The 14,958-nt window shown below is 41.6% G+C and carries 13 protein-coding genes; 9 read left to right on the top strand and 4 right to left on the bottom strand.

The genetic code is table 11. The features are described 5' to 3' along the window. Positions 1 to 122 precede the first annotated feature (122 nt). Positions 123 to 2,132: an alpha-ketoacid dehydrogenase subunit alpha/beta gene (locus tag ACXYMT_RS09725; protein WP_459058879.1), complete on the bottom strand. Its 2,010-nt coding sequence runs from the start codon at positions 2,130 to 2,132 to the stop codon at positions 123 to 125. 127 nt (positions 2,133 to 2,259) lie between these two features. Between ACXYMT_RS09725 and ACXYMT_RS09720 the strand changes: the two genes are divergently transcribed. From ACXYMT_RS09720 to ACXYMT_RS09690, 7 genes are all read left to right on the top strand, one after another. Then, positions 2,260 to 3,207, top strand: a complete 948-nt coding sequence (locus tag ACXYMT_RS09720) for an isopenicillin N synthase family dioxygenase (protein WP_459059167.1) — start codon at positions 2,260 to 2,262, stop codon at positions 3,205 to 3,207. A gap of 5 nt (positions 3,208 to 3,212) precedes the next feature. Beyond that, positions 3,213 to 3,569, top strand: a complete 357-nt coding sequence (locus ACXYMT_RS09715) for a translation initiation factor (RefSeq protein WP_459058878.1) — start codon at positions 3,213 to 3,215, stop codon at positions 3,567 to 3,569. Positions 3,570 to 3,584: 15 nt separating this feature from the next. Then, the gene (locus ACXYMT_RS09710) at positions 3,585 to 4,520 is read left to right on the top strand and encodes a DUF1835 domain-containing protein (RefSeq protein WP_459058877.1); all 936 of its coding nucleotides are present in this window, start codon (positions 3,585 to 3,587) and stop codon (positions 4,518 to 4,520) included. 1 nt (position 4,521) lies between these two features. Further along, positions 4,522 to 5,397, top strand: a complete 876-nt coding sequence (locus tag ACXYMT_RS09705) for a nucleoside phosphorylase (protein ID WP_459058876.1) — start codon at positions 4,522 to 4,524, stop codon at positions 5,395 to 5,397. Between the two features lie 67 nt (positions 5,398 to 5,464). Beyond that, entirely contained in the window at positions 5,465 to 7,516 is a 2,052-nt protein-coding gene (ppk1, locus tag ACXYMT_RS09700) for a polyphosphate kinase 1 (RefSeq protein ID WP_459058875.1), read from the top strand. After that, positions 7,513 to 8,361 (top strand): substrate-binding domain-containing protein, encoded by an 849-nt coding sequence (locus tag ACXYMT_RS09695; RefSeq protein WP_459058874.1) that lies wholly within the window; start codon positions 7,513 to 7,515, stop codon positions 8,359 to 8,361. The genes ppk1 and ACXYMT_RS09695 overlap by 4 nt, the downstream gene beginning before the upstream one ends. Before the next feature lie 9 nt (positions 8,362 to 8,370). Next, the gene (locus tag ACXYMT_RS09690; RefSeq protein ID WP_459058873.1) at positions 8,371 to 9,024 is read left to right on the top strand and encodes a hypothetical protein; all 654 of its coding nucleotides are present in this window, start codon (positions 8,371 to 8,373) and stop codon (positions 9,022 to 9,024) included. Here the strand turns inward: ACXYMT_RS09690 and ung are convergent, their stop codons facing one another. Continuing rightward, entirely contained in the window at positions 9,025 to 9,690 is a 666-nt protein-coding gene (gene ung / locus ACXYMT_RS09685) for a uracil-DNA glycosylase (RefSeq protein ID WP_459058872.1), read from the bottom strand. It abuts the gene before it with no gap. Between the two features lie 44 nt (positions 9,691 to 9,734). On the opposite strand from ung, the gene ACXYMT_RS09680 reads away from it, so the two are divergent. Both ACXYMT_RS09680 and ACXYMT_RS09675 read left to right on the top strand, forming a co-directional pair. Further along, positions 9,735 to 11,906: an endonuclease MutS2 gene (locus ACXYMT_RS09680; protein ID WP_459058871.1), complete on the top strand. Its 2,172-nt coding sequence runs from the start codon at positions 9,735 to 9,737 to the stop codon at positions 11,904 to 11,906. A 12-nt stretch (positions 11,907 to 11,918) separates the two neighbouring features. Continuing rightward, positions 11,919 to 12,332 (top strand): thiol-disulfide oxidoreductase DCC family protein, encoded by a 414-nt coding sequence (locus ACXYMT_RS09675; RefSeq protein ID WP_459058870.1) that lies wholly within the window; start codon positions 11,919 to 11,921, stop codon positions 12,330 to 12,332. A 27-nt stretch (positions 12,333 to 12,359) separates the two neighbouring features. Here ACXYMT_RS09675 and ACXYMT_RS09670 read toward each other — a convergent pair whose 3' ends face one another. Next, the gene (locus ACXYMT_RS09670) at positions 12,360 to 13,514 is read right to left on the bottom strand and encodes a flavohemoglobin expression-modulating QEGLA motif protein (RefSeq protein WP_459058869.1); all 1,155 of its coding nucleotides are present in this window, start codon (positions 13,512 to 13,514) and stop codon (positions 12,360 to 12,362) included. A 112-nt stretch (positions 13,515 to 13,626) separates the two neighbouring features. Next, complete coding sequence (locus ACXYMT_RS09665; protein ID WP_459058868.1) at positions 13,627 to 14,952, bottom strand: dicarboxylate/amino acid:cation symporter; 1,326 nt, start codon at positions 14,950 to 14,952, stop codon at positions 13,627 to 13,629. Positions 14,953 to 14,958 lie beyond the last annotated feature (6 nt).

Here is a 14,958-nt window from a genome sequence, read left to right as displayed (position 1 = left end):
GGTTTTAGTGATTAGTTACTCTAAATTACGTTTCGACCTCCCGTCAGACAAAAGATTATTACTTATTTAACAATTTTTTTGTAAAGAAATCCTAACAAGCTGCAGATCCCGCCAATTCTTTCTTAATACTTCAATAATTCCTGAATCTTAGCTTCAAATCTCTTCTTTGGAAGGTAGCCTTCCTCAAGGGTTTGGGAGAAGGGAATGGGAGTCTCAAGGCTGCCCACCCTCGTGACAGGTGCATCAAGATATTCAAAACAATGTTCGGAAATTAAAGCAGCAATATCTGAACCTATACCACCAAAGAGACTGTCTTCCTGTAAAATGATTACTTTGCCGGTTTTTTTGACTGAAGTAAAGATAGCTTCAGTGTCTAAAGGCTGAAGGCTTCTAAGATCCAGAAGATCGGCACTTATCCCGGGATGTTTATCGAGTACCTCTATAGCCCAGTGCACTGCTGCTCCAAAGCTAATTACCGTCACATCCTTCCCTTCTCTAAGCACTGCTGCTTTTCCAAATAACAGCGTATAATAATTTACCGGCACTTCCTGCCGAATGCTCCTGTATAAAGCTTTATGTTCAAAGAAAAGCACCGGATTGGGATCAATGAAAGCGGTATTCAACAGGCCTTTAGCATCGTAAGGGAAAGCAGGATAAATAACTTTGAGACCAGGGGTCTTTGTAAACCAGGCTTCATTGGTTTGACTGTGAAAAGGACCTGCTCCTACTCCCGCGCCGCAGGGCATTCTAATTACCACATCGGCATTCTGGTTCCAGCGGTAATGAACCTTAGCCAGGTAATTCACAACAGGGTTAAATCCTGAACTCACAAAATCGGCAAATTGCATCTCCACCATCGCCTTCATTCCCTTGATAGAAAGACCCATTGCAGCCTCTACAATACCCGATTCACATATGGGAGTATTTCTTACTCTCTCTTTTCCAAATTCCTCAATAAAACCCGCGGTGATCTTAAAAACTCCGCCGTACTCTGCTATATCCTGTCCCATAAGAACAAGATCCTTATGTCGCTGCATGGACTGCCTAAGCCCTTGAGAAACAGCATCTATAAAGCGAAGTTCTGTCGTTTCCTCTGTTGGTTTAACTTCCTCATAAACAAACTCTTCATATACATCATTTAATTCATTAGTTTCATCGAATTCAATGACTGCTTCAGAATTTGCTATTTTAAGACCTTCATCAATTTCCTTCTTAATCTCCTCTCTAAATTGATTATCAATAGTGTCATTCAGAATTTTTTCTGATAACAAAAACTCCCTGAAATTTCCTACGGGATCTTTTTTCGCCCAGTCCTTCATCAGTTCATCTGGCACATATTTTGTCCCACTAGCTTCCTCATGACCTCTCATCCTAAAGGTCTTGAATTCGATAAGAACCGGTCGTGGCTCTTTTCGCATGCTCACGGCAAGTCGGGATATTTTGGAATAGACTTCCAGTATGTTGTTACCGTCTATTATATGGCTCTCCATTCCATAACCTGCAGCACGTTGAGCAATATGATCGCAATTATACTGCTCCTTTGTGGGTGTGGAAAGCCCGTATCCATTGTTTTCAACACAAAAAAGGACCGGTAGCTGCCATACCGAAGCTATATTAAGAGCTTCATGGAAATCTCCTTCACTCGTTCCGCCCTCACCCGTAAAAACTGCAGTGATCTTTTGCTCTTTTTGAAGTCTATGTGCAAGGGCGATTCCATCGGCCACACCCAACTGAGGGCCAAGATGCGAGATCATCCCCACGATCTTATATTCCTGGGTGCCAAAATGAAAACTGCGATCCCGGCCTTTCGTAAAGCCGGAAGCTTTTCCCTGCCACTGCGAAAAAAGCCTGTAAAGGGGGATCTCCCTTGTTGTGAATACGCCAAGATTGCGATGCATAGGAAGGATATATTCATCCTTATCAAGAGAAAGTGTGACCCCAATAGAGATAGCTTCCTGCCCTATTCCGCTAAACCATTTTGAGATCTTACCCTGTCTAAGGAGTACCAGCATTTTTTCTTCGATAAGTCTCGGCTTTAAAAGCGCCTTGTAAAGATCCAGTAGCTTAGTCTCATCAAGGTTTGATCTATCGTATTTTATATTTAGTTGAGGCGGTGTTTCTCCAATTTCCATATTAAAAGATTGCTTTACCAAATGTACTCAAATTTGGTCTCCTTGTTATTAAGAATAAACTAAAGCCCGCTTCACTCTTTGGATTTTATTTAACTTTGTGAAGTAAACTAAACATGATCTTATGGAAATGAACAACATTCCCAGTGTTGACCTAGCAGACTTCCTGTCTGACGACCCAAAGCGAAAGCAAAAATTTGTTGATGAAATAGGTAAAGCCTATGAAGAAATCGGGTTTGTAGCTCTTAAAAATCATTTTTTAAGCGATAATCTGGTTGATGAGCTTTATAAGGAGGTGAAGAATTTCTTTGCCCTTCCGGTGGAGACTAAAAAAAAGTATGAAATTGAGGGGCTTGCGGGCCAGCGGGGATACATTTCCTTCGGAAAAGAACATGCTAAAGGAAAAAAAGAAGGAGATTTGAAAGAATTCTGGCATTTTGGTCAGGAGCCTTCAGAAGATGCCAATCTCACCGAAGAATATCCTGAAAATGTACAGGTAGAAGAACTCCCCGATTTCAATCATACCGGTATGGAAGCATATCGAATGTTGGAGAAGACCGGGATCTATGTTCTTCGTGCTCTTGCACTGTATATTGGCCTGGATGAATTCTATTTTGATCATTGGGCAAGTAACGGGAACAGTATTCTTCGTCCTATTCACTACCCTCCTATCACTGAAGAACCAAAAGGTGCCGTGCGTGCAGGAGCACATGGAGATATTAACCTGATCACTCTTTTAATGGGAGCTTCCACAGGTGGATTACAGGTGCTTAGAAAAGATGGAGAATGGATAGATGCAATCCCAGAAGAAGATGAACTGGTGATCAACGTGGGAGATATGCTTGAAAGACACACCAATAACAAACTTCGCAGTACCATTCACCGCGTGATAAATCCTCCGAAAGAACAATGGAGCACACCAAGATATTCAATACCATTCTTTATGCATCCCAGAAGTGAGATGCCACTTAACTGTTTGGAAGAGTGTATTGATGCTGAGCATCCAAAAGCCTATCCTGATATTACTGCAGGAGAGTTTCTTCACCAGCGACTGGTAGAGATCGGTCTCAAAAAATAGATTCTATGGCCAAGAAGAAGATGGGGCTTGAAGATCTTGGGGGATTTGTTTTTTCAACCGACAAGGATTTTGACCCCGAACAATATAAAGATGAAGGTCAGGAAGAAGTGCTTGAACCTAAAGATCAACTTCTTGAAGCACATTATAGCTCAAAAGGGCGTGCAGGAAAGAAAGTTACTGTTGTAAAAGGTTTTGTTGGCCCCGAAGATGATTTCAACGCTCTGGGAAAAGATCTTAAAAAGAAGTGCGGTGTTGGAGGCTCTGTCAAAGATGGAGAAATTATTATACAGGGAGATGTGCGGGATAAAGTAATGTCTTATCTTCGAGATCTTGGCTATAAAGTAAAGCGCATAGGAGGCTAAGCTAAATTCATCTTTATGGAGGAAAAGAAGATCTTACATATTACCAACGGGGATGATCTGTCAGCTCAGATCCTTGAGCTTGACCTTCCCGGTGATGTGATCACCTGGCGGGAAATGCTGTGTGAAGGGCCCGCTTCTATGGATGTGGGAGATGAGAATTTCGTTCTTCTTAGAAAGGTCTTTTTGCTTGAAAAATATAAAGTTTCTGAAGAAGATTACCAAAAGGAGTTTCTTCAAGAGCTGGTCAAACTCGCTGCTATAAACAACTATGATGAAGTAGTGCTATGGTTTGAATTTGATCTCTTTTCCCATATGAACATGCTGGCCCTTATAAGTTTTCTACTTCAGAACAAAAAAACAGGGCCGTTTTCCCTGGTTTGCAGCCGTAAGCTGAAGGGAGAGGAAGAAATGACTCCGCTTTCACAGCTTTCGTCCAAGAACCTGATAGAGCATTACAAACAGCGTATTCCTCTTACAGATGAGGATATCCAAACAGCCCAGTTAATTTGGGAACTGTATTGTGGTAATAAACCCAAACGTCTTGCTTCAGAAATAAAAAGGACTAGCAACTTTGAATATCTCTCAAGTTGCATAAGGGCTCATATTGAGCGCTTCCCAAGTGTAAAATCGGGATTGAATACACTTGAAATAAACGTGCTAAAACTTATTGATGAGCATGAGATCAAGTCCATAAATCACCTTTTAGGTTATGCTTTGCAGTACCAGGGATATTATGGTTATGTGGATATCCAAATGCAACGGGTACTGGAAAAGCTCAGCCCATTCTATGAAACTTCAGAAGATGGAATAGAATTGAATGAAGATGGACTTAAAGCTTTGAGCGGCTCCAAAAATTATTACCAGAATTTAAAAGATGACGAATTTTATGGTGGGGTCAGGAAATATGACTTCTTATATGACCCCGAAAACCATGACCTACTAAAATTATAAAATGAACCACTTAGCAGCTTCAGAACTGATTCTGAACCCTGATGGCAGTATATACCACCTCAATTTAAGACCTGAACACATCGCCGACACCATTCTACTTGTCGGGGATCAAAATCGAGTAGATAAGATCACTCAATATTTCGACGAGGTGGAGGTGATCATCAAAAAACGGGAATTCCATACCCAAACAGGGACTTACAAAGGCAAAAGGATCTCTGTAATTTCCACCGGAATTGGTACAGACAATATAGATATTGTAATCAATGAGCTCGATGCACTGGTAAATATTGATTTCCAGACCCGGCAAATAAAAGAGGAAAAGACAAGTCTGAATATCATTAGAATCGGAACTTCGGGATCGATCCAGAAAGATATTCCTGTAGATTCGATTGTTGTGAGTGAACTGGCTGTGGGGTTCGATAGTTTGTTGCATTTTTATCAAAGCGATGACGTTCAGCTTCAGGATTTCAATGAGGCCTTAGAAGATCACCTAGAGATCTACGAGAGGAATAGTAAGCCGTACGTAGTTCCTGCCGATCCTTCCTTGGTGGAGAAATTTCTAACACCTGATGTCTACCCGGGCTTTACAGGAACTAACGTAGGATTTTATGCACCACAGGGTCGTGTTCTTCGTTTACCTTTGCGGGACGATAATATGAAGGATAAACTTGCCCGGTTTAGTTTTAAAGGAAAGAAGATCACTAATTTGGAGATGGAAACTTCTGCTATTTTTGGTCTGTCTAAAATGCTTGGCCATAAAGCACTTGCACTAAATGCCATCATTGCAAACAGGGCAACAGGAAATTTCACAAAAGATGCTCCTTTAGCTATTAAAAACACTATTAAATTTACCCTTGACAGGCTTACTTCAGCTTAGATTTCATTTAACACAAAATTAAAAGCCCACGTAGCTCATATTCGTATTTTTGGGTAAACCCCTCCTTATGTTAAAGCCTGAAGAGAAAATTACAAGGCATCGCGATTTAAATTGGTTAAGTTTCAACGAAAGAGTTCTTCAGGAAGCACAAGACAACTCCACTCCTTTATATGAGAGGCTAAAATTTCTTGCCATTTTTTCTATGAACCTGGATGAATATTTCAGGGTTCGAGTTTCCCAATTACGCCAAATGAAGCGGGTTGAGAAGAGCATTCGGAAAAAGCTCGCTCTTAAACCCAATAAAACTGTAAAACAGATCCTGAAAGAAGTCAGGGACCAACAGGACAGGTTTGGCAGGATCTATAGAGAGGAAATAATTCCGGAACTGGAAACAGCTGGAATCTATCTTGTACACAGGGAAGACTATAATGAACACCAGGAAGAATTTGCCCGGCGATACTTCAAGAAGATTAGCAAATGTATAGAGACCAGGATAGTTGATTTTCCAGAAGGAAGTGATCTTTTCCTCGAGAACAATTCCCTATACTACATGGTCTCTTTTGAAGATAAATCTCAATTCGGAATTATTAATGTTCCTACAGATGAGTGTGGCAGGTTCATCACCTTTACTTCAGAAACAAAGGAGCATAAAATCACCTTTTTGGATGATATCGTAAAAGTGAATATTCCGCAGTTGTTTCCTGACAAGAAAATTGAAGGTATCTACCAGATCAAGTTATCCCGCGACGCCGAACTATACATAGATGACGAGATTGACGGACTACTGGCAGAAAAGATCTATGATTCCTTAAAACAGCGTACAGACGGGCAGCCTACGCGGCTGTTGTATGATGCCGAAATGCCTGTTGAAGATCAAACTATCCTCAGGAAAACGCTGAAGCTTGGTAAGATCGATATGATGCCCGGGGGAAAGTACCATAATTTTAGTGACTACTTCTCATTCCCCGATCCTACAAATAATCCAGAACTTCACTATGAAGAACTGCCTCCAATAAAACATGCTGTCCTGGAAAAATCTGATAACTATTTTGAAGACATTTCTAGAAAAGATCAATCGGTACATTTTCCCTATATGTCTTTCGATTATGTGGAGAGGTTTCTGCAACAAGCTGCCAATGACAAATTTGTAAGAGAGATCAAGATCTCTATTTACAGGATCGCAGATGAATCTGTAGTGACTTCTGCCCTTCTTAAGGCTCTCAAAAATGGCAAAAAGGTGACTGTTTTCATTGAAGCCAAAGCAAGATTCGATGAGAAGAATAATATTGACTGGGGGCGAAAATTTGAAGAAGAAGGTGCAAAGGTGATCTATAGCTATCCAAAAATTAAGGTACATTCAAAGATCTTGCTCGTAAGTCGGGAGGAAAATGAGGGAATGAAAGATTATGCCTATATAGGCACGGGCAACTTTAACAGCAAAACTTCTAAGATCTATTGTGATCACGCCATATTTACTGCCCACGAAAAGATAACAAGCGAACTATCCCGTGTTTTCCTGGTTCTCGAGGGTGAATTAATTATTCCGCGGGCAAAGCGCCTGTTAATTTCCCCTTTTTCAACCCGTAAGGTATTTACCGATATGATACACCGGGAGATCAAGAATGCGAAGCTTGGTAAGAAAGCACAAATTCAGGCTAAGATGAATAGTCTGGAAGACAAAGAGATCATTGATCTGCTTTATGATGCAAGTGAGGCCGGAGTAAAGATAAGGCTGTTGGTAAGAGGGTTTACCTGCCTTGTGCCCGGAGTAGAAAATCTAAGTAGCAATATCTATATGACCAGTATCGTTGATCGTTTCCTTGAGCATGGGCGTATGTATATCTTCGAAAACGATGGAAATGAAGAACTTTACTTCGGAAGTGCAGATTGGATGACCCGAAATCTCGACCGTCGAATAGAAGTGATAGCACCGGTATACGATGATGATATTGCGAGAGAATTCAAAGATATTCTGGATATTCAATTCAGGGATAATGTAAAGGCAAGAATTCAGGATCCTACTGAAAAAAATAATTTTGTAGAGGCCAAACCCGGAGAAAAAAGAATAAGATCCCAATACGAGATCTACAATTATTTAAAGGAAAAGCACACTTTATGAAAACTATAAAAGTAGGCGGAGTACCGGAACATTTCAACCTGCCGTGGCATTTTTGCATTGACGATGGCACCTTTAGGGAGAATGGCCTCGATTTGAGCTGGCGGGATTTTCCCGATGGTACGGGAGCTATGTGCAAAGCTTTGCGCAATAAAGAAATTGATGCCGCTGTTATATTGACTGAAGGTATAGTCAAGGATATTCTCAATGGTAACGAAGCATTGATTGTGCAGGAATATATTGCCTCTCCCCTTATATGGGGTATTCATGTAGATGCAGATTCCGGCTTCAGAAGTTTTGAAGACCTTGAAGATCAAAAAGTAGCCATAAGCCGATATGGCTCAGGTTCACATTTAATGGCCTACGTAAATGCCCGCAATCTTGGCTGGGATACATCTAAGTTGGAGTTTGAGGTCGTTGGAGATATAGAAGGTGCTATCAAAGCTTTGAAAGAAGGAAGAGCCGGCTATTTTATGTGGGAACATTTTACGACCAAGCCATTGGTGGATAAAGGCATCTTTAGGAGAATAGCCGATTGCCCCACGCCCTGGTCCTGTTTTGTGATAGCTGTGAGAAAGGAAGTATTGAACAATGAAGCTGCTGCCATCATGACCATGCTTAAGACCTTGAACCAGCTTACAAAAAAGTTTAAAGCTATTCCCAAAATAGAGGTGGCATTGGCTAAAAAGTATGATCAAAAAGTACAAGATATTGAGCAATGGCTCAAAATCACCACCTGGAGCCAAAAGCAGATCTCGGTTCAGGAGTTACAGAAAGTGCAGGAACAACTTAAAGAGCTCGACTTGATACCCGAAATAAAAGATAACTCTTATTTTTTACCCCAATAAAAACCTACTATGAAAGAACTCAAGATTTTACAATTTTTGACACTCTTGCTTTTTTGCACCCCGTTGTTAGCACAGGAAAGAGGAGGCGAAGAAGAAATAGAGGAAGTTGAAGAAATAGAAATAGATCCTGTAGTTCAGGAAGAGAGAATATTTAGACGGGATACTACCCTTAGTGAGGTGCATCTCAACGTTCTTAACTTGCTGGTGTTTGGAGCACTGGATGTAGGGTACGAACGCCTTATAAATGATCATGCTTCGGCCGGGGTAGAGATCTTCTCCAAAGTCTTCAATAAGAACGAGGGCGAGGATGTTGACCTATCAAAGGTGTATGCTAAAGATTTTTCGATAACAGGAAGATTTAAATATTTTCTACAGGAAGAGAATACTGCCTGGGGCTATTATGCAGAGGCCTTCGGAATGTTCTCTAATGGCACAAATGAAGTGGAAATGGATTTCCATATTGAAGAAACAGGTGGTTTAGAAACCAAAGAAGTAGATATAGAATACACCGATATCGCCCTGGGAATTGGTGTGGGTGGAAAATTCGTAGCTAAACAGGGTTTTCTTATTGATGTTTCTTTCGGCATCGGAAGAAATCTGTTTGACAAGAATTCGCCGGACATTGTTCTATTACCTTCCGTGAATCTGGGATACCGGTTCTAATTACCAGTTGATTGGCTTTTTTCCAATTGATTCCAGATACTCATTCGCTTTGCTGAAGTGTTTGTTACCAAACCAATAGCCACGATTAGCAGCCAAGGGAGATGGATGCCCGCTGGTTAGAATAAGATGTTTTTCCGCATCTATTCTGCGCCCTTTTCTTTGGGCCGGACCTCCCCATAACATAAAGACCAGGTTTTCCCTCTCTTTTGAAAGCGTTGACACAACCGCATCTGTAAACTTCTCCCAACCTTTTCCCTGGTGGGATCCTGCTTCTCCTGCTCTTACTGTGAGCGTGGCATTAAGCATCAACACCCCCTGCTCTGCCCAGTGTTTTAAATTACCGTGATCTGGAACAGGTTTACCGAGATCCTCTTTGATCTCCCTGAAGATATTTACCAGCGATGGAGGAACCTTTACATGAGGCTGTACAGAAAAACACAGGCCATGGGCCTGCCCATAGCCATGATAAGGATCCTGCCCCAGGATCACCACTTTAGTCTCCTCGAAAGGAGAAAGCTCAAAGGCTTTAAAAATATTATTGGGGTGGGGAAAACAATCGTTCCTGTTGTATTCAGAAGTTACAAAGTCAAGAAGGTCATAAAAATAAGGCTTCTCAAGCTCATGATTTAACTTTTTTTTCCAATCGGGACTTATGTTAAAGGTCATAATATTGAGTAAATTGCGGCTTCCCAAAAATAGGGAAATTTTATATGATCAAAATTACAGCTAAGACTCTTCAAGACCTGGAATTCCCTACAGTATGCCAGCAGGTTAGCCGGTTTACCGTCACTGGGCCCGGCAAGGATAAAGCTTTAGAAATACAACCATACCCCAGCTACGACAAAACGGTTTTTGCTCTTAAGCAGACTAATGAGTACGTATCTTCATACCAGCAGGAAAGCAGAATTCCCAATCATGGTTTTGACGCCATAGATCAGGAAATAAGATTTCTGGGAATTGAAGAAACACATCTTGAAGCTCCCGGTTTCAGGAAAATTGGTGCCCTTTCAGAAACTGCCAATATCTTGATCAGGTTCTTTGAAAAATTTGAAGAGATCTATCCCTGCCTCAATAAAACAGCTTCAGAAGTTGAATACACCCCTGTCATTCTCGAAAAGATCAATAGTGTGATCGATCGGTTTGGAGAGGTTAAAGATGACGCCTCTCCCCTGCTTCAGGAAACTAGAAGAAAAATAGGGCGTGTAAAAGGGCAAATAAATACAAGTTTTGGGAGTGCTCTCACCCATTATAACAACCTTGGTTACCTGGATGAGATACGGGAGACTGTAGTAGATAATATTCGTGTGCTGGCTGTTTCTGCCATGCACCGTCGCAAAGTTAAAGGCGGAATACTAGGTAATTCCAAGACCGGAAGTATCGTCTATATACAGCCTGAAGCGACGTACAATTACACCAGGGAACTCAATAACCTGGAGTACGAGGAAAAGGAAGAGATCAAAAAGATCCTGAAGGAACTCACCAACTTCATTCGCCCATATCGCCCGTTATTAATAGATTATCAGGATTTTCTCAGCGATATAGACGTGATCGCGGCGAAGGCAAAGTATGGGATGGAGATGAATGCCGTTATGCCGAAGATCTCCAAAGATCGGGAGATGGAATTAATAGATGCCTATCACCCCCTGCTCCTGTTGACCAACCGGAAGCAGAACAAGAAAACTTTTCCGCAGACCATCGAGTTGAACAAAGAGCGACGCATCATTGTGATCTCGGGACCTAATGCAGGCGGAAAGAGTATTACGTTGAAAACGGTAGGACTTTTGCAGATCATGGTCCAAAGTGGCTTGCTTATCCCGGTCCACGAGTACAGCCGGATTTGCCTTTTTAAAAGGATCCTTACCGATATAGGAGATAATCAAAGCATAGAGAACCACCTAAGTACATACAGCTACCGTCTGAAAAACATGAATTACTTCCTGAAAAAGGTGAATGACAAAACACTTTTTTTAATAGATGAGTTCGGTACGGGAAGTGACCCTGAATTAGGTGGTGCCCTGGCTGAAACATTCCTGGAAGTATTCTATGAAAAGGAGGCTTTCGGGATTCTAACTACGCATTACGCCAACCTGAAGATGCTGGCTAACGAACTGCCGCATATTATCAACGCAAATATGCTGTTCGATTCCAGAACGCTTGAACCTCTCTATAAGCTGCACATGGGAGAGGCAGGAAGTTCCTTCACCTTTGAGGTAGCTCAAAAGAATGGTATTCCATATAGTTTGATCAATCGCTCAAAAAAGAAAGTAGAGCGCGGAAAGATTAGATTTGACAAGAGTATTGCCGATCTCCAAAAGGAACGTTCAAAGCTTCAGAAAACCACCACTGCGTTAAAGACAAAGGAACAAAAAACAGAATCTGAAAAGAAAAAACTGGAAGAGACCAACGCCAGGATTCAGCAGAAACTGGAGAATTTTCAGGAGTTGTATGACAGTAATCAGCGGTTGATCTATCTCGGAAATAAGATCAATGATATTAGCGAGAAATATTTTCAGAACAAGAAAAAGAAGGAGCTTATAGGAGAATTTCTCAAGATCGTGGAAATGGAGAATTCCAAACGTAAAAAAGTGACGGCAAAGGAGAAAAAAGTGGAAAAGGCTAAGGAAAAGCAGGTGATGCAGGAAGCTGAGAAGAAGGTTGAGGAAATTAGAAAGAAGAAAAAAGAAAAACAGGAAAAAGAAAAAAAAGAAGAAGTTGCCAAGCCAAAACCCGTCTTAAAAGTGGGTGACCGTGTAAGAATGCAGGATGGCAAAGCCGTTGGAAGCATTGACAGCATTGAGAAAGGAAATGCCAAGGTAAATTATGGCATTTTTACAACCTCGGTCTCCGTGGATCAATTGGAACTGGTGCAGCGAAAAAAATAGAAAAAGAAAATTATGGTAAATTTCCCTGAGAATAAGAAGATAATTCTTTTTGATGGCGTCTGCAATCTTTGCAACAGCGCTATCCAGAAGATCATCAAAAATGACAAAAAAGATCTGTTTCGTTTTGCACATCTTCAAAGCGATCTTGCCCGTCAGATCATTAATGAAAGAGGTATTGACACTGCCAACCTGGAATCGGTGATTCTAATTGAGCCGGGTGTGGCTTACTATCACAAATCTACTGCGGTGATCGAGATCGCCAAAGACCTCAAGAAATATTCCTGGCTTAGAATTTTTAGACCACTTCCCGAAGGATTACGGGACAGTATCTATGAATTCGTTGCGCGCAATCGATACAATTGGTTTGGAAAAAAAGAGAGTTGCATGATCCCCACTCCCGAGCTACAAGCACTCTTCCTTAAATAGGCCTCAAAAAAGTCATTTTTAAGGCTCCTATTTTAGATTGCTCAACAGGAACTCAAGCTTATCGTTCGTATTCCTGTTTTCTTTGAATGCCTGGGTGAAGTAAGTATTCTCTTTTGCCAGCCCTTTTTGCTGAAGATTTTTTATCAGTTCAACATCTTCCAGAGCTACTTTTCCAGTGAGCAGGATTCCCATGTCTTCTCCTGCCGAAAAATAGTCATAGACCTTTTTAAGTCCCGGTAAGTATTGATGATCTTTGGTAAATCCTCCTCCTCGGTGAGCCCTGAGAGTGATCAACCAGGAAGTTTCCCGGTCTAGTTTATACTGGCTATACAAGAGATCGAAGGTATCGCTAAAACTGTAGCCTTTAATAAGACTATCGGCAGCCAAAACGCGGTAAGCCAGCTCCTTTACTCTCTTAAGGCTAAGGCTATCACTCATGTATTCACTAAAAATACCCAAACCAACCTGTGTAGAATAATTGTTGGCAAAACCATTTGAAAAAATCCTGAGTGGTTGATCCAGTCCATTGAAGGTGGTGAGCATATTCACCCCGATCTCATGATTGGATAAGATCTTTAGATCATTATCACTGAACTTCCGGTTCTTTTTCACAATCAACTCACGTGAATTTAAAGCCATAGCAGCACCTGTTATGCTATTGCTCTGTCTTACCCTGAACCTGAAGGGATATTTCTCTCCAAATGCCTGAAAATACGCCTGTGCCTGATCGGCATTATACCGGGGCACCATTTCTTCAGCATCTTCCTCTTTATGAAAATGCAGGATAAATTTGGCATTTTTGACATCCCTTTCCGTAGGAGTTCCAAAGACGCGAAGCGAATTGTAGAAAAACTTCTTTTCTTTCCCTACTGTAGCTACACACTGCACCAATCCTGAATATTCATAGATGGTATCGTGATAGAGCTTGTAGATATCTTCATCGGGAATATCCTCCAACCGCTGACTAAAAAATTGCCTTTGTAAAGTATAAGGATCGAATTTTAATTTCCTGTATTTAAAAACAGGATCTTCGGAAAACTTTGAGGCAAAGAATCTCTTCTTTTCCTGCTCAATGTTCAATGGATTGAGGTAATTCAGCACATCGATCTCGCGCACGAGTCGGTCGAGATTTTGATCGATCTCCAGTAGAGTCTTGTAATAGTCACGGGTTTTATCGGTCATTGCTGAAGGGTTTGAAGGGTTCAGAATTTGTCGCGCGCAAATACAAGAAATTCTACCAATCCTCGCAAGCTTTCGATGTGAAAACTTAGCAAATCAGGGAAAGTTTGATACTCTATTCCTCTACAGTAACTTCCTCCTTTTTCGGAAGATTTTCATCCCAGGTCCTCTCGTGTGGTTCCCCCAGTTTTCCGACAGATTTTGCTACCATCATAGAAACAGCTGCATCTCCTGTTACATTTACCATGGTACGGCACATATCCAGGGGACGGTCAACAGCAAATATCAAGGCAAGACCGGCTTCAGGAATTCCCGCCTGAGCCAATACGATCACCAGCATTACCATTCCGGCACCGGGTACTGCCGCAGATCCTATAGACGCTAAAGTGGCTGTGGCAATAATTCCCAGTTGTGCTCCAATAGAAAGATCCATTCCAAAGGCCTGGGCAATAAAGACTGCGGCCACTGCCTGGTATAAACTTGTACCATCCATATTTATTGTGGCTCCAATTGGAAGCACAAAACTTGTTACTTCTTCATGTACTCCCAAATGTTCTTCCGTCCTTTCCATGGTTACAGGAAGTGTAGCCGCACTGGAACTGGTTGAGAAAGCCAGAAGCTGTGCCGGTGCTATCCCATTTTCAAAAAATGCAGGGGTTCTACCGGTAACCATCCAAACGATAAGCATATAGACCCCTATCATAAGCGCAAGACCAATAAGCACCGTTAATGCATAGTAAGCAAGAGCTGCAAAGAGGTCGGCGCTGGGAGACTCTACCACCAGAGCTGCAAGCAAGGCGAAAACACCATAAGGTGCCGCCAACATTATAAGGTCGATCAGTTTTAGAATGACTTCATTAAACCCGTCAAAAAAGGCTTTTACAGGTTTCGCTGTTTCTTCAGGAATTAGAATGAGACCAATCCCGAAGAAGATGGCGAAGAAGATCACCTGTAACATATTCCCGTTATCGCTGGCTGCAGCAAAGATATTTCCGGGCACCAAATCTTCGAGCGCCTGTAAGGGACCCGCTTCCTTTTGACGCTGGGCATCGGCTATTCGTACATTTGCATCTCCTTCATAACTTGTAATAAGATCATTCCTGGTACTTTCAGAAATTGCATCTCCGGGCTGAATAAGGTTCACCATCACCAGGCCAATTGTCACTGCAATTACCGTAGTACCAATGTAAATAAGAATGGTGCGGGTTCCCATTTTGGACAGCTTCGAAATATCCTTAAGATCTGAGATCCCTTTAATAAGAGAAGCCAAAATAAGAGGCACTGCAATTAATTTAAGAGCATTGATGAAAATATTTCCGAAGGGTTTGATCCAGTCGCTAATAAATTCGGCTCCCCAGGAAAAATTGGTCATAAGAAGGGCAAAGATCACCCCGGCAACCATTCCCAGTAATATCTGCCAGTGCAGTGCTAATTTTTTCATTTTGAA

The sequence above is a fragment of the Salinimicrobium sp. CAU 1759 genome, from assembly GCF_054482715.1.
This window is presented reverse-complemented; position numbering and strand designations above follow the sequence as displayed.

Excerpts from the sequence above, each read along its gene's own strand:
- ACXYMT_RS09725 (WP_459058879.1), bottom strand. The coding sequence starts at position 2,132 with ATGGAAATTGGAGAAACACCGCCTCAACTAAATATAAAATACGATAGA.
- ACXYMT_RS09720 (WP_459059167.1), top strand. The coding sequence starts at position 2,260 with ATGAACAACATTCCCAGTGTTGACCTAGCAGACTTCCTGTCTGACGAC.
- ACXYMT_RS09715 (WP_459058878.1), top strand. The coding sequence starts at position 3,213 with ATGGCCAAGAAGAAGATGGGGCTTGAAGATCTTGGGGGATTTGTTTTT.
- ACXYMT_RS09710 (WP_459058877.1), top strand. The coding sequence starts at position 3,585 with ATGGAGGAAAAGAAGATCTTACATATTACCAACGGGGATGATCTGTCA.
- ACXYMT_RS09705 (WP_459058876.1), top strand. The coding sequence starts at position 4,522 with ATGAACCACTTAGCAGCTTCAGAACTGATTCTGAACCCTGATGGCAGT.
- ppk1 (WP_459058875.1), top strand. The coding sequence starts at position 5,465 with ATGTTAAAGCCTGAAGAGAAAATTACAAGGCATCGCGATTTAAATTGG.
- ACXYMT_RS09695 (WP_459058874.1), top strand. The coding sequence starts at position 7,513 with ATGAAAACTATAAAAGTAGGCGGAGTACCGGAACATTTCAACCTGCCG.
- ACXYMT_RS09690 (WP_459058873.1), top strand. The coding sequence starts at position 8,371 with ATGAAAGAACTCAAGATTTTACAATTTTTGACACTCTTGCTTTTTTGC.
- ung (WP_459058872.1), bottom strand. The coding sequence starts at position 9,690 with ATGACCTTTAACATAAGTCCCGATTGGAAAAAAAAGTTAAATCATGAG.
- ACXYMT_RS09680 (WP_459058871.1), top strand. The coding sequence starts at position 9,735 with ATGATCAAAATTACAGCTAAGACTCTTCAAGACCTGGAATTCCCTACA.
- ACXYMT_RS09675 (WP_459058870.1), top strand. The coding sequence starts at position 11,919 with ATGGTAAATTTCCCTGAGAATAAGAAGATAATTCTTTTTGATGGCGTC.
- ACXYMT_RS09670 (WP_459058869.1), bottom strand. The coding sequence starts at position 13,514 with ATGACCGATAAAACCCGTGACTATTACAAGACTCTACTGGAGATCGAT.
- ACXYMT_RS09665 (WP_459058868.1), bottom strand. The coding sequence starts at position 14,952 with ATGAAAAAATTAGCACTGCACTGGCAGATATTACTGGGAATGGTTGCC.